Source organism: Mesorhizobium sp. 128a (genome assembly GCF_053848025.1).
The window spans coordinates 172,373-191,509 of the sequence record NZ_JBSPKY010000010.1 but is presented as its reverse complement, the minus strand read 5'-3'; the positions used below and the strand labels follow the sequence as shown (position 1 = coordinate 191,509).

The window sequence follows — 19,137 nt, the reverse complement described above, 5'->3', positions numbered from 1 at the left end:
GCGGCCGCAGGCGCTCAGGGAGCGGGCTTCGACGAGATTGAGGCGACCACCGATCCGAGCTTGCCTGCCTTGGCCAGGCTAGGCTTTTCATAGGCTTTTTTCACAGAATCCCCCTTCTATTGACCGAATCAATTTCCCCTTTCGGGCCTGTTTTGTCAAATACGACAACCCGTGCCCTCACGCCGGCTCGCGCTTCAGCGCCTGCGCCATGCAGTGGACGCCGCCGCCGGTCTTGGAGATTTCGCTCATGTCTATCGCCGCGACCTCGAAGCCGCGCGCCTTGAGCTGGCCGATCAGCGACTGGCTCGAGGTCGGCGCAATCACCCTGTCCTTGCCGAGCGACATGAAGTTGCAGCCGAGCGCCATCGTGTCCTGGAACGGCACGTCGATGATTTCGTGGCCCTTGCCTTTCAGCCAGTCGACGATGCCGGGCTCGGTGCAGGCAAGGCAGACGGCGGTCAGCTTTTCAGCGATCGGCACCACCATCAGGTCGATATGGACGTAGTATTCGTCGATAAAGGCCAGCCGCGTTTCCCAACCTTCCTTGTCGAACCAGGCCTGCACCTGGCGGGCACCCTCTTCCTGGGTGCGGGCGCCGCCGCAGCCGATCAGCACCACGCCCTCCTCGATGACATTGAAGTCGCCACCTTCAAAAGTCCCTGCGGTGACCATGTCGTAGATCGGGATGCCGAGCTTTTCATAGGTGCGGATGGCCGCGTAGTTCTCGCCGCGACGCCACCAATTGGCCATGGCGGTGATGAAGGCGCCGTAAGGGGTCATGACGCTGGAGTCGCGCGAATAGACCTGCATCGGCAGTTCCGGCGTCGGCTCGTGCCAGTGGATGTTGACGCCAAAATGCTCGTATGCCGCGACAAGGTCCTTGTGCTGCGCCTGCGCGATCTGGACATTGCAGGGCGCCTCGCGCAGGTGCTTGCGCGACAGCGAGCTGGTTGACAGATGCCGCAGGAAATTGGGCGAGCCGAGCAGCACGTCGGTCAGCACGTCGGTCTCGTTGGCGAAACCCCATGATGTCAGCGGCTTGGTGCCGCCATTGGGATTGCGGCGTTGCAAGGAAAACGGTTCTGCGACGATGCGGTCATGGACGGTCATGGGGTTCTCCTCGTGGTGATATCAGTGGTGATCGGTGCCGGCGGAAGGGATCCACCAGTCGCGCCCGCGCGCGGTGGTAACATATTCCGGCCAGCGGAAATTGATCGGCGGGTCATAGTCGCAAAGCGGCGCGATCCAGTCAGAGCCCCCGATGCCGCCGCCGGTTCGGGTGGTGAATTCGTCTATCGCCGCATCGCGTGCGGCCTTGTCCTCGAGCAGGCGCAGCGCCGCCAGCGCAACGGTCTTCGCCGCGCAAATGACCATCGGGTCGATGGTGGCGGCGATGCCGCCCAGCGCATTCATCGCCCAGGACGGATAGGTGTGGCCGTTTGCGGAGCGCAAGGCCGGGCGGGCGACATAGAAGCGTGCGGTCGGCGCGTGCCAGCTCATATCGGTGTAGTCGTCGGAGGTCGAGTTGATCTGCGACGGTGGCAAATCGCGGCGCAGGATCGCCTCGGCCTCTTGCGGCGCGATTAATCGCTCCATTTCGTCGATGAATGGGTTTTCGGTCGCGGTGCCGCCGGCATTGACCTGTACCTCGCGGGCGATCGTCTTCGCCGCCTCATCCCAGTGCGGCGGGCCGACCGTGGACAGCGCTTCATAGGCAATCCCTGCCATGGCGTGGTTGGCGAGGCCCGGCCTCGACTTCGACACCCAGTGCCGCTCGTAGCGGCACCCGCTGACGGCTGCAGCAGCAGCGGCGTTGCGGTCGAGCACTGATGTGACCTGCTCGGCCATGGCAAGGGTCGGCACGCGGATCATGTACTGGATCTCGGCCAGCCCTGCCGGCAGATTGTCGGCGGTCGCCTGCCCTGCAGTCAGGATCGCCTCGCTGATCGACCAGCCACCCTGGTGCGGCAGCATGGAATCGCGCAGCGCCTTGGAGGCCATGTACATCGTCATCAGCGCATCATTGGCGCCGGGCGGCCTGACAACCGAATGCGCCTGCGGGATCGGCGCGCCGTGGCCGGCCCGCACCCAGCTTTCAGGTTCGTCGCAGATAAAGCGATAGATCATCGCATAGGCAGCCCCGCAATGCGTGTCCCAGCGCGCCGTGTTGCAGAGCGGCAGCATATAGAAGGGGTGGAAGGAGATCATGCCGGCAAGGCCGTCATAATAGCCTTTAGCCGCATGGATCGGCTTCGAGCCCCTGACCTTCTCGGCCGGCTCGCCGGTGAAGCGCAACGTGCCCTCGATGCCGTGGCGCTGCATCGCCGCCTTGGTGGCCAGAAGTCCGCCGAGGCTGGCGATGCCGAGCCCTGAATGCGGATCGGTGTGGCCGCCGGCCTCGCCGCCGAGGCCCGGGCGCGGCCGCTTCACCGTTGCCGCATCCTGGCAATTGCCGGGCACGGCGTCGTATTCGGCGTACATGCCGATGGTCGGACCGGGACCGTTCGTCCAATGGGCGCAGAAGGCGGTCGGCATGCCAGCCGAGCTTTCTTCGACGGAAAACCCCTCATGCTTCAGCCGCGCGATATACCAGGCGGCCGACTGGTATTCGCGCCAGGCGGTCTCGCCGAAATCGAAAATGGTGCGCGTCCAGGCCGATAGCGACGGCTGGATGCCGTCGAGACAGGCAAGCGCGGTGGCTTGCGCTGAGGTCGTCACCGGTTTCTCCATGCCATTCAAGAAAGCAGTGAAGCGGCTTTCCAAAAAGTGATATGTTTTCCCGGTTCGTGCAAATTCGGTTCACCTGAGGCCTCTTGCGAATACCTTCCACACAGGCGCTGCGCGCCCTTGATAGCTTTGCCCGCCACGGCAGCGTCTGGCGCGCTGCCGACGAACTGCACCTCACCCGCAGCGCGGTCAGCCATCAGCTGCGGCTGCTCGAACGCGACCTCGGCTTCGACCTGCTCGAGCGCATCGGCAAGGGCGTGGCGCTCACCCCGCGCGGCCAGCGCTATGCCGCCGATGTGCGCAAGGCGCTGACCGTGCTTGGCGACGCGGTGACACGCCAGGCTGGCACTGGCGTGGGCGGCTCGTTCGCCGTCTCCTGCACGCCGGGCTTCGCCTCCCTGTTTCTATGTACCCATATCGGCGAGTTCCGGCAGATGTATCCAGATGTGGCGCTGTCGATCCTGACCCCACGGCGCCTCGACGATGTCAGCAATCCGGACGCCGACGCCTTCATTGCCTTCGGCGTCGGCAACTGGCCGAACCGGGCAGTCGAATTGTTGTGCGAAATCTCGTTCACGCCGCTCTGCAGCCCGACCTTGCTCAACAAGGTCGGCGGCTTTTCAAAACCAGCCGACGTACTGCGCGCCAACCTCCTGCACCTCGGCGACACCGAGGACTGGGCGCGCTGGCTGGCGCTGTCCAAGGTGGAAAACCCCGACACCGAAGGCGGTATTTTCTTTTCCGACATGAACCTCGTCTTCTCGGCCGCAATCGCCGGCCAGGGCATCGCCATGGGCGACGAGCTGACCAGCCGCCGGGCGCTGAGCGAAGGCCGTCTGGTGCGTCCCTTCGACATTGCGATCCCCTCGCCGCGCTCGTATTTCCTGGTGTCCGAGCATGCCAAGGCAAGCCATCCGGTGCTGGAGGCCTTTGCGGGGTGGCTGCGGTCGAAGCTGTCGGAGAACCGGATCAGCCCGTACTAGCCTTCCACCCGTGAATCAAATTTGCCGATCAGGCGAAAACTATTCGGTTGCGGTGAGCCGCCGCCCTGCCCTACGCTCAAGCCACGACCAAGGAAAGAGGCAGAATGCAGCAACCCGGCCGGGCCGCAGAGATCAAGGCAATCGGGATCGGCAAGAGCTTCGGCTCGTTCCGTGCGCTGGACAATCTGTCGCTCAACATCGGCCGCGGCGAGTTCCTGACCCTGCTCGGTCCCTCCGGCTCGGGCAAGACCACTTTCCTGATGATCCTGGCCGGCTTCGTGCAGCCGACCGAGGGCAAGCTTTTCAGCGACGGCGTCGACATCACCGAGCGGCCGGCCGAGCAGCGCGCCGCCGGCATGGTGTTCCAGGGCTATGCGCTGTTCCCGCATATGTCGGTCGAAGCCAACATCGCTTTCCCGCTCAAGGTGCGCAAGAAATCCGCTGCCGAGATCAAGCGTCGCGTCGCCGAGATGATCGAGCGCGTCGGCCTGAAGGGCCATGAGACCAAGCTGCCGGCGCAGCTTTCCGGCGGCCAGCAGCAGCGTGTGGCGTTGGCGCGCGCTTTGGTGTTCGAGCCAGGCGTGCTGCTTCTCGACGAGCCGTTCTCGGCGCTGGACAAGAGCTTGCGTGGCCAGATGCAGGCCGAGATGAAGCGGCTGCACCAGGAGACCGGCACCACCTTCGTCTTCGTCACTCACGACCAGAGCGAGGCGCTGGCGCTGTCGTCGCGCGTCGCCATCTTCAACCACGGCAAATTGCTGCAGGTCGGCGCGCCCGACGAGGTCTACGACCGGCCGGCCAATCGCTTCGTCGCCGAGTTTTTGGGCGAGATCAATATGTTGCCGCTGAAGGGGGTGAAACGCGCCGACAATGGCGCCACGGCTCTATGCGAGGACCGCGCGATCACGCTGCGCGGCAATGCCGAAGCGGTGAACGGCAACGCCATATTGGCGATCCGACCCGAGCATATGTCGATCGCACGCGAAGCAGCCTCCGGCGAGAACGGCATTGCCGCAACCGCCGTCGGTTCGACCTATCTCGGTGCGGCGACCAAGCTCGACCTGACGACGCGGCAAGGCGCCAAGGTGACCGTGTCTGTGCCGAACGAAGTCGCGGCCGCGGCGCTGAGCAAAGGCAATTCCGTATGGCTGACCTGGCCGGCGGAAAAAGGTTTCCTCCTTCCGGACGGAGGATGAGGACCAAACCGGCGAAGTCTTCCAGCAAAGAATCTGGAGCGCGCCACAATCACCGGAACTATCAACAACAAAAAGGGGAACTGACATGACAAACGAAACCAAAAAACAAGCCATGGACGGCCTGACCGCCAGGGCAGCGCGCGGCGAGATTTCGCGCCGGCAATTCACGCAGCTTGCAGCCCTCGTGCTTGCCGGCACGCCGATGCTGCTGCGATCGAGCGGCGCCTTCGCCCAGGCCAAGGAACTGGTGTTGGTGAACTGGGGTGGCGACGCCATCACGGCTTACGACGCCGCCTATGGCCAGGCTTTCACCAAGGACACCGGCATCACCGTCAAGATGGACGGCTCGGGCCCGACCGAAGGCGCGATTGCCGCGCAGTTCAAGAGCGGCGCGCCGACCTGGGATCTCGTCGACGTGGACCCGTTTTCGGCCATCACGCTCGGCGCCCAGGGCGCGCTGGAGCCGATCGACTACGCCATCGTCGACAAGAAGAAGATGCGCGAAGGTTTTGGCTGGGAATACGCCGCCTCGACCTATTTCTTCTCCTATGTGATCGCCTACGATTCCGAGAAATACGGCAAGGACGCACCGACCGGCATGGCCGATTTCTTCGACGTGAAGAAATTCCCGGGCAAGCGCTCGCTCTACAAATGGGGCGTGTCGAGCTGGGAAGCAGCACTTCTCGCCGACGGCATCGCGCCGGCCTCGCTCTACCCGCTCGATCTCAAGCGCGCGCATGACAAGATCGCCGCCTTCAAGGAGAATGTCGTGGCCTATTGGGGCGGCGGAGCCGAAAGCCAGAGCGTGCTGCTCAACGGCGAAGCCTCGATGGCCATCGTGTGGTCGACGCGCGCCTCGCTGATCGAGCAGGACTCGGGCGGCAAGATCAAGTTTATCTGGGACCAGGGCCTGATCTCGCCCGGCGCGCTCGCCGTGCTGAAGGGCAATCCGGGCGGCAAGGAAGCGGCTATGAAGTTCATCGCCAGCACCCAGGATCCGCAGAAGGAGCTGGTCATGTTCGACAAGTTGGGCCAGGGCCCGGCCAATCCGGCTGCCGACGCGCTGATCCCCGCCGACAAGAAGCGCATCAATCCGGTCGACCCCGAGAACATGAAGAAGCAGATCGCGCTCGACATGGACTGGTATGCCAAGAACTACGGCGCGGCGCTCGACGAATACACCAAGATCATCTCCGCCTAACCGGGCGGAGATTTTCGACCCGACATGAGAGGCACCCTCTCCGACAGGATGGGCGCGGCGCTGTTGATGGCGCCGCTGCTCCTGTTTCTCGTGCTCGCCTATGCCTGGCCGTTCCTTGGCGTGGTCAAGTGGAGCTTTACGCTCCCCACGCCCGGGCTCGGCCAGTATGGCGCGCTCGCCACCGACGCGCTGGTGCAATCGGTGTTCATCCGCACCCTGCGCATCGCGCTGATCGTCACCGCGGTTTCGGTGGCGGCGGCCTACGCCATAACGGTGGTGTGGGTGCGCGGCAGTCCGGCGCAACGCATTGTCGCCGAATTCTGCATCCTGGTGCCGTTCTGGATCTCGGTGCTGACGCGCGCCTTCGGCTGGGTGGCGCTGCTCTCCAATCGCGGCCTGATCAACACCTGGCTGCAATCGATCGGCTTCATCTCCGAGCCACTGGCGCTGGTTCGCAACGAGTTCGGCGTCATCGTCGGCATGACGCATTTCCTCATTCCGTTCGCCGTCTTCCCGCTGGCGTCTTCGATGCGCAGCCTCGACGACCGCGTGCTGCTTGCCGCGCGGGGGCTGGGGTCCAGCCGCATGCGCACCTTCTGGTCGGTGTTCGTGCCGATGACGCGCTCCGGCATCATCGGCTCGGCGCTGATCGTCTTCGTCTTCTCGCTCGGCTTCTTCGTCACGCCGGCGATCCTCGGCGGTGGCCGCAGCGTGATGATCGCCGAGCTGATCTATCTCAGGATCTTCCAGAGCCCCGACTGGGGGCTGGGCGCGGCGATCAGCGTCGTGCTGGTGCTGTTCGTCGGCGCGCTGATGGCGCTCTTGTTCCGCTACGTCAAACCGAAACAGCTGGTGTAGCGCGATGCCAACCTATCGCCCCGGCCCCGTCTCGCTGGCCATCGCCGTGCTGGTCGCGCTGTTCCTGCTGCTGCCGCTGCTCGCGGTCATTCCGGTGTCGCTGACGCCGAGTCGCATGCTGGCGATGCCGACGGGGGAATTGTCGTTGCGCCACTACCGCTCGCTGATCGAGGACCCGCGCTGGCTCGACGCCATCCTGCTCTCGACCCGCATCGGCATCGTCAGCAGCGCCATCTCCACCGTGCTGGCGCTCTGTTTCAGCCTTGGTGTGTGGATGTTCCAGCCGCGCTTTACGGCAGCCCTCGTCGGCTTCGTGCTGTTGCCGATGGTGGTGCCACCTGTCGTCTCGGCGATCACGCTCTACTTCCTGCTCACCTCGATCTCGGGCATGAGCTCGTTTTTCGGCTACGACACGTGGCTCGGTGTCGCGATGGCGCATTCGGTGATGACAGTGCCCTTCGCCACGGTGCTGATCCTGGTCTCGCTCAGCCAGCTCGACCGCCGCATCGACCTTGCCGCGCGCGGCCTCGGCGCCAGCGTGTGGGAGCGCGCGACGCGCATCATCATGCCCAACATCAAGTTCGGCATCGTCACCGCGGCGCTGCTCTCCTTTGTGCTCTCGTGGGAAGAAATCGGCGTGACGCTGTTCATCACCTCGGTCAACGCGATCACGCTGCCCCGCCTGATGTGGATGGGCCTGCGCGACAATATCGACCCGGCGATCGCCGCCCTTTCGGTGATCCTGATCGTCATCACCGTGCTGGTGCTGGCGGTGAGGAGCGTGGTGGTCAAGGTGCGCGGCGGGCACTAGTGCGGAGCGGCCTTACGCCACAAAGAATTTCGAGAGCGCCGCCGCCATCTCCGCCGGATGTTCCTCCGGGAAGAAATGCCCGCCCTTGACCGGCCCGCCTTCGACGCTGTCGGCCCATTGCCGCCAGATCGCCAGCGGACCGCCCTCGTCCGCATACCAGTTCTGCAACCCGCCCTCGCCGCTCCAGAGCGCAAGCAGTGGGCATTCGACGCGCCGGCGCATTGCCTGATCCGCCGCGTCATGTTCGCGGTCGATGCCAGCGGCGGCGCGATATTCCTCACAGATGGCGTGGAGATGGGCGGGATCGCGTAATGCCTCGATATAGGCCTTTCGGACTTCAGCGGGGAAAGCATCCGGAGCCGAACCCCAGCCGGCGATCGCGTTATCGACGACGGCATCGGGTGCCGCAGCCAGCAGGCACTCCGGCAGCGGTTCGGGCTGGGCAAGCAGGCTCCACGGCCAGAAGGCGAGCGCCAGCCTGGCATCGGCGCGATCCCACGCGGCGGCCGTCGGGATGATGTCGAGCACGGCGAGTTTCGACACGGTCTCGGGATGGTCGAGCGCCAGCCGGTAAGCAACGCGGCCGCCGCGGTCATGGCCGGCAACCATGAAGCGATCGAAGCCGAGCGCACGCATGACCGCCACCATGTCACGCGCCATCGCCCGCTTGGAATAGGCGGCGTGATCGGCAACGGAGGCTGGACAGCCGCTTTGGCCGTAACCCCTGAGATCGGCCGCAACCACGCTGAAGTTCGGTGCCAGAGCCACAGCGATGTCGCGCCACATCACATGCGTTTCGGGAAAGCCGTGCAGAAGCAACAGAGGCGGACCGTCTCCACCGACCCTGACGAAGATCGATGTCTCCTCCACCTCTACGGTTCTGGCGTCAAAGCCTGCAAACATCAGGCGTCCTTCAATCCTGCCGCTGTCCGATCACGCCATGACTGGAGCGGGTGCGAACCACCTGGACGCCCTTCGGCAACTCGATCAGGAACTCCTTGTCGAGGTCGAGATGGTGGATGCTTTTGGGATCTCCGCCAGTGAAGGCCGCCATCGCCTCGACGCTCTCCCAATAGGAGATGGTAACGAACTCCGAATGCGTCGGCGTGTTCTCGCGAAAGGTCTGCACGCCAAGCGCTTTCTCGATCAGCGGCTGGATGCCGGCCTCGTAATTGTAGCGCTCATAGGCGTCGGCCTTGTCCGGCAAGGTCCTGCCGCGCCAGATGCGGGCGATGGTAGGCGTTTTCGGTGTCATCTCCCATAAACACCTGAGCGCGAGCCGCGTTCCGAACATCCGGGCTGACGGCAACCGGATCCCGTCTCGAGCCTGCAAGCGGCGGTCAGCCAAGTTGACCAGGTGTCGCGGTCGCCAGGAAGAAATCCAGCATGGCAAGCAGTTGGCGCGAAGGATGGTCGCCGTATATGCCAATCATAGGCGACAACCAGAAGCCACGCCCTGATGGTGCGAATGGACTATCCGATGCCGGTGTCATCCAGCTCCGAACCGAAGGTCAATGCCGCAAAAAATCGATTCCGATATTCACACGCACGGATCTCCGGTTCGGTATCATGCGCTGCCGCCTCAAGCGGCGCGCTGGCTTTCTTTCGGCCGCAGATTCTGGTTCATGCGGAACAGGTTCAGCGGGTCGTAGCGCTGCTTGATTTCCAGAAGCCGGCGATAGTTGCCGCCATAGGCCGCTTCGACCCGGTCGACCTCGTCCTCCGGCATGAAGTTCACGTAAGCCGTGCCGGCGGCATAGGGCTTGGTCGCCTCGTAGATACCACGAGCCCAATCGATGCAGGCCTTGTCCATTGCCGGTTCGCGCCAGCGGGCGTGGACGTTCATGACGAAATGCGAGCTGCGCTGCGGAAACGCCGTTGCATCTGCTTTGACGCGGCCTGCCGCACCACCGACATGGCCAAAGAAAATTTCGCATTCGGGGCCTGGAAGCCTCGTAATCGCCGCAGTGGTGACGCCTATCGCGCTGTCGGAAAGCTCGGTCAGGTCGTGGCTCTTCCAATAGTTGCGGGCGCCCGGCGCCAGCAGCGGGTCGAAGGCCTGCTGCCAGCCGGTGAACGGGTTGGGACCGACAACATCGGCAATCGGCTTGCCGATGGCGCGAAGCTTCTGCGTCGCCTTTTCGCCCGCCTGGATGTCGCCGCAATAGCACATGGCCAAAACCAGCACCTCTTTGCCATGCCATTCGGTCGGCAGGAACGGCAGCGGCGGTCCCTGCCGCATGACCACCCAGCAGGTCAGTTCGTCGGACGCGGTTTCGAGCGCCTTGCGATAGTCCTGCAGCACCTTTTCGGCATCGGCGAAGGGATGGACGACGAGCCCCGACAGAACCTGCGGACCCATCTCGTAGAGTTGGAACTCGAACGCCGTGACGATGCCGAAATTGCCGCCGCCGCCGCGCAGCGCCCAGAACAGGTCAGGATTGTCCTTCTGGCTGGCGCGCAGCAACTTGCCATCGGCCGTGACCACATCGGCTGAAACAAGATTGTCGACGGTCAGGCCGAACTTGCGGGTGATCCAGCCAAAGCCGCCACCCAGCGTCAAGCCTGATATGCCGGTGGTCGAGTTGATACCCGTCGGCACCACCAGGCCAAAAGCCTGTGTTTCCCGGTCGACATCGACGAGCGTGGCGCCGGGCCCGACCCATGCCCGCCGCGCCGCGACGTCGACCCGCACCGACTTCATCGCCGACAGATCGATCATCAGGCCGCCATCGCAGACGGCACTGCCAGCAATGTTGTGGCCGCCGCCGCGCACGGAGACGAGAAGCCTGTTTTCCCGGGCGAAATTCACGGCACTGATGACGTCCGAGGCGCCGACGCAACACACAATGAGACCGGGGCGCCGGTCGACCGTGGCATTCCAGACGGTGCGTGCTTCGTCGTAGGCGGCGTCGCCTGCCTGAAGCAGTGTGCCACGCAATTTTGTCGAAAGCGCTTCAAGGACCGCAGCGTCGACGGTCGTCTTGCCGCGTTCAAGCGTGGTGAGGCTCATGCTATTCATGGTTTCCTCCCGATGTTTTGCTTGTGAGCCGTTCTCCCTCAACGCTTCGAACTGTGCTCCCATATTAGAAGTCGCGCAAGTTTGGCACGGATCGCGCAGCGCCCATGTTGGCGCCCAACGAGGTGTGGTCCGGCCGGCATGGACGACCCAACGCCGGAGAGCCGCAAAAATCGTCGAAAATACTAGCGATCGGCGCCGGGATGGCGCCCATATCGCTTCGCGCGTTAGCGGCTATGAAGCCCCACCCTAGGGGTCAACCAATTCAGGCGATGCCTGCCCTCAGGCTGCTCGCGCCCGGCGCAGCCTTTCGGCGACGTAATGCGGGCCCGGCCCCGTGAGCGGTCTTTCGGTCGCCAGGAAGCCATCCAGCATGGCAAGCAGTTCGCGCGCTGCACCGGACGAGCAGGAATAGTAGACCATCTGACGTTCGCGACGGGTGTCGACAAGGCCGAAGGCGCGAAGCTTGGCAAGATGCTGCGACAGGGCCGATTGGCTGAGCAAAACTCTCTCGGCAAGGATACCGACCGAGAGTTCGCCACCGGCCAGATGGTTCATGATCAAAAGCCGCTTCTCATTTCCCATCAAGTTGAGAAAGGCGGCGGCAGTTTCGGCATTGGCGGCAAGTTTTTTCGAAATCATCGATTCCACATACTTTCGCGCTCATCAGGCGACATGGGGCCATGGCGCCAGCAGACCTGTGTGTATGAACCGTTGCGATGATCTCGTCGCGTCACGCCCACTCAACCGAGGCGACATAAACGGCGAAAAACCCGCGCCAAGTCCCAGCTGGCACAAAACAAAAATCCAGCCAAATAGCCAGACTAAAGTCCTATCCAACATCGGACCAAAGCCTACCAGCGTCGCGTTCTTTCTACAAGACCATAACGTTACTGCCGGCGACCTGCTTCTCAGGCAGCACCCAGGGATGATGCTGCCGCCCACTTCGCCATCCGCGGAAACAAGGGTGAAATGTTGGATTTTTTGGAGCGGCGCCTGAGCTAAGCCGTTGAATTATTGGCGATCCCGACAGGATTCGAACCTGTGACCATCGGCTTAGAAGGCCGGTGCTCTATCCAGCTGAGCTACGGGACCGCTGGCCGGCCAAGCCATTGATCTCTTGGCCGGCTGATGTCTTTGCGACGACACTGTCCGCCGGTCAATGCGTCCAGGGTATCCTGCGGTCATAGCGGAAATTTTCCGCGTAGGAAATCTGCCGGCGCTTGGTCTCCTTCGGCTCCTCGACGCGGAAGGCCAGCCCCTGCTTTTCGGCATAGGCCACCGCCTCTTCCCTGGTGTCGAAGGTGAGCCGGATCTGGCTCAGCATGTCGCCAGATGTGGTGTAGCCCATCAGCGGATCGATCTTTTTGCGCTGGGCGGGATCGAATTCCAGCACCCAATGGCCGGTCTTGGCCTTGCCGGACTGCATCGCGGTTTTGGCGGGGCTGAAAATACGCGCGGACATAGGCACCTCGTGGCTGCGTTGGCGGTAGCGCCGCCTTATTTCAGTCAATACTGTGCAACACTGCCGACGGCAAGGCCGAAGCGGCCTGCAACCGCGCCGCTTCGGAAGCGGCATGGGCCTGATACACTGGCGTGGCATCAAAAGTCATGGTCATTATGGCGAGACATAGAGACATGGACGCAGGGATTTTGTACGCGAAAGCCGGCCAGCAAGCGATTTTCGACGGCGTGATCGTCATCGGCGCCGGCGGTGCCGGGCTGACCGCAGCCCACGCGCTGCTCAAGGCCGGCGTACAAGTGATGGTGCTGGAAAAGGAAGCCCGGCTGGCCGAGCCATGGCACCGGCGCCATGCACAGCTTCACCTCAACACGCATCGCGATCTCTCGACACTCCCGGGCGTCTCCTTTCCTGCCGGCACCCCTGCCTTTCCGCACCGAAGCGCCGTCATCCGCCATCTCAACGAGTTCCGCGCCATGCACCGGCTGCCGGTCGAGTTCGGGGTCTCGGTCGATGAGATCGCCTTCGACGACGACCACTGGCTTGTGCGGACCGGCGCCGGACCGCGATGGGCGCGCCATGTCGTCATCGCCACCGGGCGCGACCGGCAGCCCTTCATTCCGTCCTGGAAGGGAATGGAGGCCTTTGCCGGGCGCATTATCCATTCGGCAGAGTTCGGCGAAGCCGGAGACTATGCCGGCAGGAAAGTGCTGGTCGTCGGCGCCGGCAATTCCGGTTTCGACGTGCTCAACCATCTGGCGCGGGTGGATACGGCGCAGATCTGGCTGTCTGCACGAAACGGCCCGGCGCTGCTGCCCAAGCGCATCCGCCAGATCGCCGTCCACCGCTTTTCGCCGATGCTGGCGCGGCTGCCTTTCAAGCTTGCAGATGCGGTTATGGCAGCGACGCAGCGGCTGGTCTTCGGTGACCTCGCCGCCTTCGGCCTGCCACCGACGCCTTCGGGCGGGGCAAGCCGGCTGGCGTCGGATTATACGGCCATCGCCACCGATGACGGCGCGGTCGACGCCATCAAGGACGGCCGCATCATCGTGCTGCCGACCGTGCGGGAATTCACCCGCGACACTGTCATTTTCGACAATGGCGTGACGATCCAGCCCGATATCGTCATCGCGGCGACCGGCTACCGCACCGGGCTCGAGACCATATTGGGCAAGCTCGGCGTGCTCGACGAAATGGGCGTGCCGCTGTTCAACGGCGCCGACCACGATCCAAAGCTGCCGGGCCTGTGGTTCACCGGAATGCGGCCGAGCATCCGCGGCTGCTTCGCCAATGCCCGCATCCAGGCCAAGGCGATCGCTGCCAGGATTGCGGGGGAGCGCAGACCGCCAGGTCCGGTTTGACGTTTTAGGGGTTGCGCCGCAGGGCCTGGAACCTTATAGCCGCAGGGCCTCGGAGTGTAGCGCAGCCTGGTAGCGCATCTGGTTTGGGACCAGAGGGTCGGGAGTTCGAATCTCTCCACTCCGACCATTTTTCTCCCCCCGTAAAGTCCGTCCCTGCGCGGCCCTGGCATCCGCCAGGCGTTGTCCCGCTTCCGGCTCGGAATCATCGTCTTTCTGGCATGCCTGGTTATCGCGATTGCCACCGGCCTGATGACAGCCGGCGATCTGGTGTCGCAGTGCGCCTGCAAGCCACGTCGGGGCGCCACGGGTTCACGTCGACGGCCCATATCTAACGCGGATGCTCGCCTGACGGATAATCTCCTCGCTTCCATCACCGTTGCCGGTCTAGACTACGGCAAAAAGGGGGTGCGGATGCTTGGTCTCGAGGCATGGCTGTCGCTGATAGGCCCTGCCTACTTCGCTTATCTCGGCATCGCGATCCCGTTCGTGGTCGTCTGGGCCATTATTTGTGCTGCGCTGTGGATCTGGAACAACCGGCCGAGCAAGAGGCAGGGCCCACCCCGGTCGTGGCCCGCCAGCCTGGCGTTCTTTGTCGTCGTCGCCGCGTCCTACGTGGCGGCGCATACGGCGGTCTACCTGCTGGTGCGGTATCTGGCCCCGTTGTGGGCGTAAAGGGAGCGCGCCCTTCTGCTGAACATTCTGGCGATCATTCTGCCTGAAGGCAAGCTCGCCGGGCGAGAACCCCAATCATCACTCCCGGCGAGCCTACAACCCGATCAGGAACGTGATCAGGACCGGGGTCAGCCGGCAGACGCAGTTTTGCAAGATGGATGCCAGCATATGTTTTCCCGAAATGGGACAGGCGCGGAGTCTTCTCCCTCTACAGCCTTAAATCTCGAACTCGCCCTGCCCCTCGTCCATGGCACTGACGATCTCGGCGGCGAGCGCCCTTGTGATCGGCGTCTTGCGCTCGAGCGCGGTGCGGTCGAGCCGTTCGACCACACGCATGGCGGTGGCCAGTGAGCGCTCGATGCGGCGCACGAGATATTGCACGACATGCTGCTCGACCTCGACCTGGCGGTCGGCGAACAGTTTGGTGATGACGCCGGCCAGAAGCAGGTCGTCCGGCTCATGGATCTCGACGGTTGCCGCCGCCTTCAGCCGCGAGGCGAGATCGGGCAGCGTTACCCCCCACGCCGCGGGGAAGCGCCGCGCCGTCAACAGCAAGGTGGACCCGGCGCCGCGCACTTCATTGATGAGGTGGAACAGGCCCGCCTCGTCGATCGCTGTACTGTCGACATCGTCGATCAGCACCGGCCTGCCGCCAAGCCCGGTGATGACATTGCCGATGCGCTGGGCATCCACCGCCATGGCGTTGGCTCGCGCCTGCCAGATCGAGCCCAGATGTGTCTTGCCGGAACCGGCCGGGCCGGCCAGTACGATCACCGGCGAGGGCCAGTCCGGCCAGCGGTCGACCAAGGCCGCCGCCTCGCGGTTGGTGGCCGACACCACCAGCTCGTCGCGCGAATAGCCGGTGCCGTGGCCAAGGTCGAGCGGCAGCTGGCGCGGCGGTTCGCTCTTTGGATCAGCCACGTTCAGCCGCGCGGCGAGCGGTGGCCCCCGCCGCGATCGGCGGGGAGCGGCGGGACGGGCTCGGTGGAGTGTCCCTTGTAGAGCGGCGATTCCAGATACCTGGCGATGGCAAAGCGCACCAGCACGGCAACCGCGGCCGAGGCCGGCACAGCAATCAGCAGGCCGACGAAGCCGAACAGGGCGCCGAAGGCAAACAGCGCGAACATCAACCACACCGGATGCAGGCCGACGCTTTTTCCGACCAGCCTTGGCTGCAGGATGTTGCCCTCGATGAACTGGCCGATGAAGAACACCACTGCGACGGCGACGATCATGGTCCAGTCCGGCCAGAATTGGACGAAAGCAACGCCGACGGCCAGCACCAGGCCGGTCAGCGAGCCGACATAGGGAATGAAGGAGATCAGCCCGGCGAACAGGCCGATGAGGATGGCGAAATTCAACCCGGTCAGCGTCAGGCCGGTGGCGTACATGGCGCCGAGCACCAGGCACAGCGTGCCCTGGCCGCGCACGAAGCCGGCGGTCGCGGTGTTGATGTCCCTGAAGATCGCCCTGACCGTGCCGACATAATCGCGCGGCACCCAGCTGTCGACGACCGCCACCATGCGGTCCCAGTCGAGCAGCATGTAGAAGGCAACGACCGGGGTGACCACGAACAGACTGACCACCGAGACCAGCGCCACGCCGGAACTCCAGATCGAGGTGAAAACGGTGCTCAGCAGGCCGAAGCCCGAGGTGAGCAGCGAATTCAAGCCGTCGCGCAGGCCATTGGCGTTGACGCCGAATTTCTGCTCCAGCCATTTCGGGTCGAAGCTGGTGATCAGCGACTGCAGCCGGGTCAGATATTCCGGCAGCTTGCTGGCGAAATCAGCCATCTGCGTGGCCAGCACCGGAATCAGGATGACGAAGGCCAGCACCAGCAGGATGATGAAGGCAATGAGGATGACCACCGTCGCCATCAGCCGGGACAGGCCGAGGCGCTGCAGCCGGTCGGCGACCGGATCGAGGAAATAGGCAAGCACCATGCCGGCGACAAACGGCAGCAGGATGCTGGAGAAGATGTAGAGGAACAGCGCCAGGAATACGGCCGTACCCAGCCAGAAGAAAATCTGGCGGCGAAACGCTGCCGACGCAGCCGCATCTGCTACCGCTGCAGTCGCGGCACTGTTATCAACTACCCGGGGTGGAGCCTTCGCCATAGCCGCTCATATGCCTCAGCCAAGCCACGAGATAGGCTGCGGCCGAAGCCACGGTCAAGACCCCGGACAGCAATATGAGCGCGGGCCTGAGCGGGTCGAGGTGAAGGCCAAGGGCAAGTTCGCCCAGCACCACGGCCGCCAACACGATCTGGGCGGCGGTGTTGGCCTTGGACACATAGAGCGGCCTCATCTCGACCGGGTGTGCCATAACCGTGGACAAAAGCACGGCGCAGATGATCAGAGCATCGCGCGACACCATGGTGACCACCAGCCACAGCGGCAGCTCGCCGATAAAGCCCATGACCACGAACACCGAGACCAGCAGCACCTTGTCTGCCATCGGATCGAGATAGGCGCCGAGTTTCGAATGCTGGTTGAAGCGGCGGGCGATAAAGCCGTCGACGCCATCGGAAATGCCGGCAACGAGAAAGCCGGCAAACGCCCAGTCCCAGCGCATGTTCAGCATCGCCAGCACCACGGCCGGGACCAGAACAAAGCGCATGATGGTGATCAAATTGGGGATGGTCAAAGGCATGTCCCGCCATGTCTTGTTCCGCTGATAGATGATGGAGACGAGGTGCGGACGCAAGGACCAGCGGCGAAGGGCTTGGCTATCCACGGCGACGAAGGCAGAAAACAGGACGCCCAGTCTGTTTGAGCCTGTTTGGGTCTGTTTGAGCCGGACGTCAGCAGCGCGCAGTCGGAACCAAAGACGGTCGTGACTGCCGCCGCCCGGCTAGCGCCGATATTCTGAACGATCTTCGGCCAAATGCGACGGAGGACGGCAAGGGCGCGCCGTGAGGGTGCAACCCAAGAATATCCACGCTTTTGTCGAGCCAAACGGCGTGGCAGGCGCGGTCATCCTTGCCCCCCGAAACCATTCATGCGAAGAGCCCGCAACGGAAACAGGGATGCGCCGACGATGAGCAAGGGCGACCGGGCCAAGCGCAAGAACGGGCTCACCTATGCCGAGGCGGGCGTCGACATCGATGCCGGCAACCTCATGGTCGAAAAGATCAAGCCGCTGGTGCGCGCGACGCGCCGGCCGGGCGCCGATGGCGAGATCGGCGGCTTTGGCGGCCTGTTCGACCTCAAGGCCGCCGGTTTCACAGATCCGGTGCTGGTTGCCGCCAATGACGGCGTCGGCACCAAGCTGAAGATCGCCATCGATGCCGGCAAGCATGACACGATCGGCATCGACCTCGTCGCCATGTGCGTCAACGACATCGTCGTGCAAGGGGCGGAGCCGCTGTTCTTCCTCGACTATTTCGCCACCGGCAAGCTCGACCCCGAGCAGGGGGCGGCGATCGTCGGCGGCATCGCAACGGGCTGCCGGCAGGCCGGCTGCGCGCTGATTGGCGGCGAGACGGCCGAAATGCCCGGCATGTATCATGGCAACGATTACGACCTTGCCGGCTTTGCCGTAGGCGCGGCTGAACGCGGTCAGTTGCTGCCGACCGACGATATTGTCGAGGGCGACGTGCTGCTGGGCCTTGCCTCGTCGGGCCTGCATTCCAACGGTTTTTCGCTGGTTCGCCGCATCGTCGGCGTCAGTGGGCTTGCCTGGAGCGATCCGGCGCCGTTCAACGACGAGGCGACGCTGGCCGAGGCGCTGCTTGAGCCGACGCGCATTTACGTGAAGTCGATCCTCAAGGCGATCCGCAACACGCATGGCATCAAGGCGCTGGCCCACATCACCGGCGGCGGCTTTCCCGAAAACATCCCGCGCGTCCTGCCAAAGGACTTTTCCGCCGAGCTCGACCTCAATGCCATCGATGTGCCGCCGGTCTTTTCCTGGCTGGCGAAAACCGGTGGCGTGGCGCCGGAAGAGATGATGCGCACCTTCAACTGCGGCGTCGGCATGATCCTCGTCGTCGCCTCCGGCCAGGCCGCGCAGGTCGCCGCCGTGCTGCAGGAGGCCGGCGAGACGGTGACGCCAATCGGCCGCATCGTGCCGCGCCGCGACGCCGGCGTCATCTATCGGGGCTCGATCGGCCTATGAGCAGGAAACGCACGGTTGTCTTGATCTCGGGACGCGGCTCCAACATGACGGCGCTGATCGCCGCCGCCAGCGATCCGGCCTATCCGGCCGAGATCGTCGGCGTCATTTCCGACAGGGCGAACGCCGCCGGTCTCGGCATCGCAGCCGCGCGGGGCATCCCGACCAAGGTCATCGTGCGCGCCGACCATGCCAGCAAGGAAGCGCATGATACGGCTATCGACGCCGCGCTGATTGCGTTCAATGCCGAGATCGTGGCGCTGGCCGGCTATCTGCGCATCCTTTCGCGCGGCCTGGTCGAGAAATGGCAGGGGCGCATGCTCAACATCCACCCTGCCCTGCTGCCGGCTTTCAAAGGGCTGGACACACACGCGCGCGCCTTGCGCGCCGGCATGCGCATCCATGGCTGCACGGTGCATTTCGTCACGCCCGAGATGGATGACGGCCCGATCATCGCACAAGCCGCGGTGCCGGTGATGGTCGGCGACAACGAGGACACACTTGCCGCCCGTGTGCTGAAGGCCGAGCACCGGCTCTATGCACTGGCGCTCGGGCTGGTGGCCGACGGCAAGGCGCGCATGGAAGGCGGCCGCACGGTTTTGGCGCACTTCGCCGACGACGCCGACAACGGAACTTCGGTGGTGATGGCGCCCGACCCGCTGCGCGAGGAGCGCGACCTCGAGCATCTGGCGCGGATCACGCCTTAGGCCCTTTCTGCAATCACAATTTGA

General features: G+C 64.0%; 19 protein-coding genes and 2 tRNA genes. 10 read left to right on the top strand and 11 right to left on the bottom strand.

Going from position 1 to position 19,137, the window contains the following annotated elements:
• Positions 1–177 precede the first annotated feature (177 nt).
• Entirely contained in the window at positions 178–1,110 is a 933-nt protein-coding gene (locus ACWTU9_RS18280; RefSeq protein ID WP_455859485.1) for a dimethylarginine dimethylaminohydrolase family protein, read from the bottom strand.
• 21 nt (positions 1,111–1,131) lie between these two features.
• Positions 1,132–2,730, bottom strand: a complete 1,599-nt coding sequence (locus ACWTU9_RS18275; RefSeq protein ID WP_455859484.1) for an amidohydrolase — start codon at positions 2,728–2,730, stop codon at positions 1,132–1,134.
• A gap of 83 nt (positions 2,731–2,813) precedes the next feature.
• On the opposite strand from ACWTU9_RS18275, the gene ACWTU9_RS18270 reads away from it, so the two are divergent.
• The 5 genes from ACWTU9_RS18270 (at position 2,814) to ACWTU9_RS18250 (ending at position 7,776) form a co-directional block, all read left to right on the top strand.
• Entirely contained in the window at positions 2,814–3,710 is an 897-nt protein-coding gene (locus ACWTU9_RS18270) for a LysR substrate-binding domain-containing protein (RefSeq protein WP_454588241.1), read from the top strand.
• 104 nt (positions 3,711–3,814) lie between these two features.
• Positions 3,815–4,906: an ABC transporter ATP-binding protein gene (locus ACWTU9_RS18265; protein ID WP_455859483.1), complete on the top strand. Its 1,092-nt coding sequence runs from the start codon at positions 3,815–3,817 to the stop codon at positions 4,904–4,906.
• Between the two features lie 85 nt (positions 4,907–4,991).
• Complete coding sequence (locus ACWTU9_RS18260; protein WP_455859482.1) at positions 4,992–6,107, top strand: ABC transporter substrate-binding protein; 1,116 nt, start codon at positions 4,992–4,994, stop codon at positions 6,105–6,107.
• 24 nt (positions 6,108–6,131) lie between these two features.
• Positions 6,132–6,965, top strand: a complete 834-nt coding sequence (locus ACWTU9_RS18255) for an ABC transporter permease (RefSeq protein WP_455859481.1) — start codon at positions 6,132–6,134, stop codon at positions 6,963–6,965.
• Between the two features lie 4 nt (positions 6,966–6,969).
• A complete protein-coding gene (locus ACWTU9_RS18250) occupies positions 6,970–7,776 on the top strand; it encodes an ABC transporter permease (protein WP_455859480.1) in 807 nt (268 codons plus the stop codon).
• Between the two features lie 12 nt (positions 7,777–7,788).
• Here ACWTU9_RS18250 and ACWTU9_RS18245 read toward each other — a convergent pair whose 3' ends face one another.
• From ACWTU9_RS18245 to ACWTU9_RS18220, 6 genes are all read right to left on the bottom strand, one after another.
• Positions 7,789–8,679 (bottom strand): alpha/beta fold hydrolase, encoded by an 891-nt coding sequence (locus tag ACWTU9_RS18245; RefSeq protein ID WP_455859479.1) that lies wholly within the window; start codon positions 8,677–8,679, stop codon positions 7,789–7,791.
• Positions 8,680–8,689: 10 nt separating this feature from the next.
• Positions 8,690–9,031 (bottom strand): antibiotic biosynthesis monooxygenase family protein, encoded by a 342-nt coding sequence (locus ACWTU9_RS18240; RefSeq protein WP_455859478.1) that lies wholly within the window; start codon positions 9,029–9,031, stop codon positions 8,690–8,692.
• 327 nt (positions 9,032–9,358) lie between these two features.
• Entirely contained in the window at positions 9,359–10,798 is a 1,440-nt protein-coding gene (locus tag ACWTU9_RS18235) for an FAD-binding oxidoreductase (RefSeq protein WP_455859477.1), read from the bottom strand.
• 279 nt (positions 10,799–11,077) lie between these two features.
• Entirely contained in the window at positions 11,078–11,437 is a 360-nt protein-coding gene (locus ACWTU9_RS18230) for an ArsR/SmtB family transcription factor (protein ID WP_454577788.1), read from the bottom strand.
• A 376-nt stretch (positions 11,438–11,813) separates the two neighbouring features.
• A tRNA-Arg gene (locus ACWTU9_RS18225) sits at positions 11,814–11,890 on the bottom strand.
• 64 nt (positions 11,891–11,954) lie between these two features.
• Positions 11,955–12,260, bottom strand: coding sequence for an ETC complex I subunit (locus ACWTU9_RS18220; RefSeq protein WP_023670294.1), 306 nt, complete (start codon positions 12,258–12,260; stop codon positions 11,955–11,957).
• A 173-nt stretch (positions 12,261–12,433) separates the two neighbouring features.
• On the opposite strand from ACWTU9_RS18220, the gene ACWTU9_RS18215 reads away from it, so the two are divergent.
• From ACWTU9_RS18215 to ACWTU9_RS18205, 3 genes are all read left to right on the top strand, one after another.
• Entirely contained in the window at positions 12,434–13,618 is a 1,185-nt protein-coding gene (locus tag ACWTU9_RS18215; RefSeq protein ID WP_455859476.1) for a flavin-containing monooxygenase, read from the top strand.
• Positions 13,619–13,668: 50 nt separating this feature from the next.
• Positions 13,669–13,745, top strand: a tRNA-Pro gene (locus ACWTU9_RS18210).
• A gap of 53 nt (positions 13,746–13,798) precedes the next feature.
• A complete protein-coding gene (locus ACWTU9_RS18205; RefSeq protein WP_455859475.1) occupies positions 13,799–14,290 on the top strand; it encodes a hypothetical protein in 492 nt (163 codons plus the stop codon).
• A gap of 216 nt (positions 14,291–14,506) precedes the next feature.
• Here ACWTU9_RS18205 and hdaA read toward each other — a convergent pair whose 3' ends face one another.
• From hdaA to ACWTU9_RS18190, 3 genes are read right to left on the bottom strand one after another with little or no spacing between them, the layout of a single operon-like run.
• The gene (hdaA, locus tag ACWTU9_RS18200) at positions 14,507–15,211 is read right to left on the bottom strand and encodes a DnaA regulatory inactivator HdaA (protein ID WP_455859474.1); all 705 of its coding nucleotides are present in this window, start codon (positions 15,209–15,211) and stop codon (positions 14,507–14,509) included.
• Between the two features lie 2 nt (positions 15,212–15,213).
• Entirely contained in the window at positions 15,214–16,407 is a 1,194-nt protein-coding gene (locus ACWTU9_RS18195; protein WP_455859473.1) for an AI-2E family transporter, read from the bottom strand.
• Positions 16,379–16,936: a CDP-alcohol phosphatidyltransferase family protein gene (locus ACWTU9_RS18190; protein WP_455859525.1), complete on the bottom strand. Its 558-nt coding sequence runs from the start codon at positions 16,934–16,936 to the stop codon at positions 16,379–16,381. The genes ACWTU9_RS18195 and ACWTU9_RS18190 overlap by 29 nt, the downstream gene beginning before the upstream one ends.
• Before the next feature lie 393 nt (positions 16,937–17,329).
• Between ACWTU9_RS18190 and purM the strand changes: the two genes are divergently transcribed.
• A complete protein-coding gene (gene purM, locus ACWTU9_RS18185; RefSeq protein ID WP_455859472.1) occupies positions 17,330–18,409 on the top strand; it encodes a phosphoribosylformylglycinamidine cyclo-ligase in 1,080 nt (359 codons plus the stop codon).
• Complete coding sequence (gene purN / locus ACWTU9_RS18180) at positions 18,406–19,113, top strand: phosphoribosylglycinamide formyltransferase (RefSeq protein WP_455859471.1); 708 nt, start codon at positions 18,406–18,408, stop codon at positions 19,111–19,113. The genes purM and purN overlap by 4 nt, the downstream gene beginning before the upstream one ends.
• Positions 19,114–19,137 lie beyond the last annotated feature (24 nt).

Coding starts and splice junctions, on each gene's coding strand:
- ACWTU9_RS18235 (WP_455859477.1), bottom strand. CDS start 10,798: ATGAATAGCATGAGCCTCACCACGCTTGAACGCGGCAAGACGACCGTC.
- ACWTU9_RS18195 (WP_455859473.1), bottom strand. CDS start 16,407: ATGGCGAAGGCTCCACCCCGGGTAGTTGATAACAGTGCCGCGACTGCA.
- ACWTU9_RS18275 (WP_455859484.1), bottom strand. CDS start 2,730: ATGGAGAAACCGGTGACGACCTCAGCGCAAGCCACCGCGCTTGCCTGT.
- ACWTU9_RS18255 (WP_455859481.1), top strand. CDS start 6,132: ATGAGAGGCACCCTCTCCGACAGGATGGGCGCGGCGCTGTTGATGGCG.
- purN (WP_455859471.1), top strand. CDS start 18,406: ATGAGCAGGAAACGCACGGTTGTCTTGATCTCGGGACGCGGCTCCAAC.
- ACWTU9_RS18215 (WP_455859476.1), top strand. CDS start 12,434: ATGGACGCAGGGATTTTGTACGCGAAAGCCGGCCAGCAAGCGATTTTC.
- ACWTU9_RS18260 (WP_455859482.1), top strand. CDS start 4,992: ATGACAAACGAAACCAAAAAACAAGCCATGGACGGCCTGACCGCCAGG.
- ACWTU9_RS18265 (WP_455859483.1), top strand. CDS start 3,815: ATGCAGCAACCCGGCCGGGCCGCAGAGATCAAGGCAATCGGGATCGGC.
- purM (WP_455859472.1), top strand. CDS start 17,330: ATGAGCAAGGGCGACCGGGCCAAGCGCAAGAACGGGCTCACCTATGCC.
- ACWTU9_RS18220 (WP_023670294.1), bottom strand. CDS start 12,260: ATGTCCGCGCGTATTTTCAGCCCCGCCAAAACCGCGATGCAGTCCGGC.
- ACWTU9_RS18280 (WP_455859485.1), bottom strand. CDS start 1,110: ATGACCGTCCATGACCGCATCGTCGCAGAACCGTTTTCCTTGCAACGC.
- ACWTU9_RS18250 (WP_455859480.1), top strand. CDS start 6,970: ATGCCAACCTATCGCCCCGGCCCCGTCTCGCTGGCCATCGCCGTGCTG.
- ACWTU9_RS18245 (WP_455859479.1), bottom strand. CDS start 8,679: ATGTTTGCAGGCTTTGACGCCAGAACCGTAGAGGTGGAGGAGACATCG.
- ACWTU9_RS18240 (WP_455859478.1), bottom strand. CDS start 9,031: ATGACACCGAAAACGCCTACCATCGCCCGCATCTGGCGCGGCAGGACC.
- ACWTU9_RS18230 (WP_454577788.1), bottom strand. CDS start 11,437: ATGATTTCGAAAAAACTTGCCGCCAATGCCGAAACTGCCGCCGCCTTT.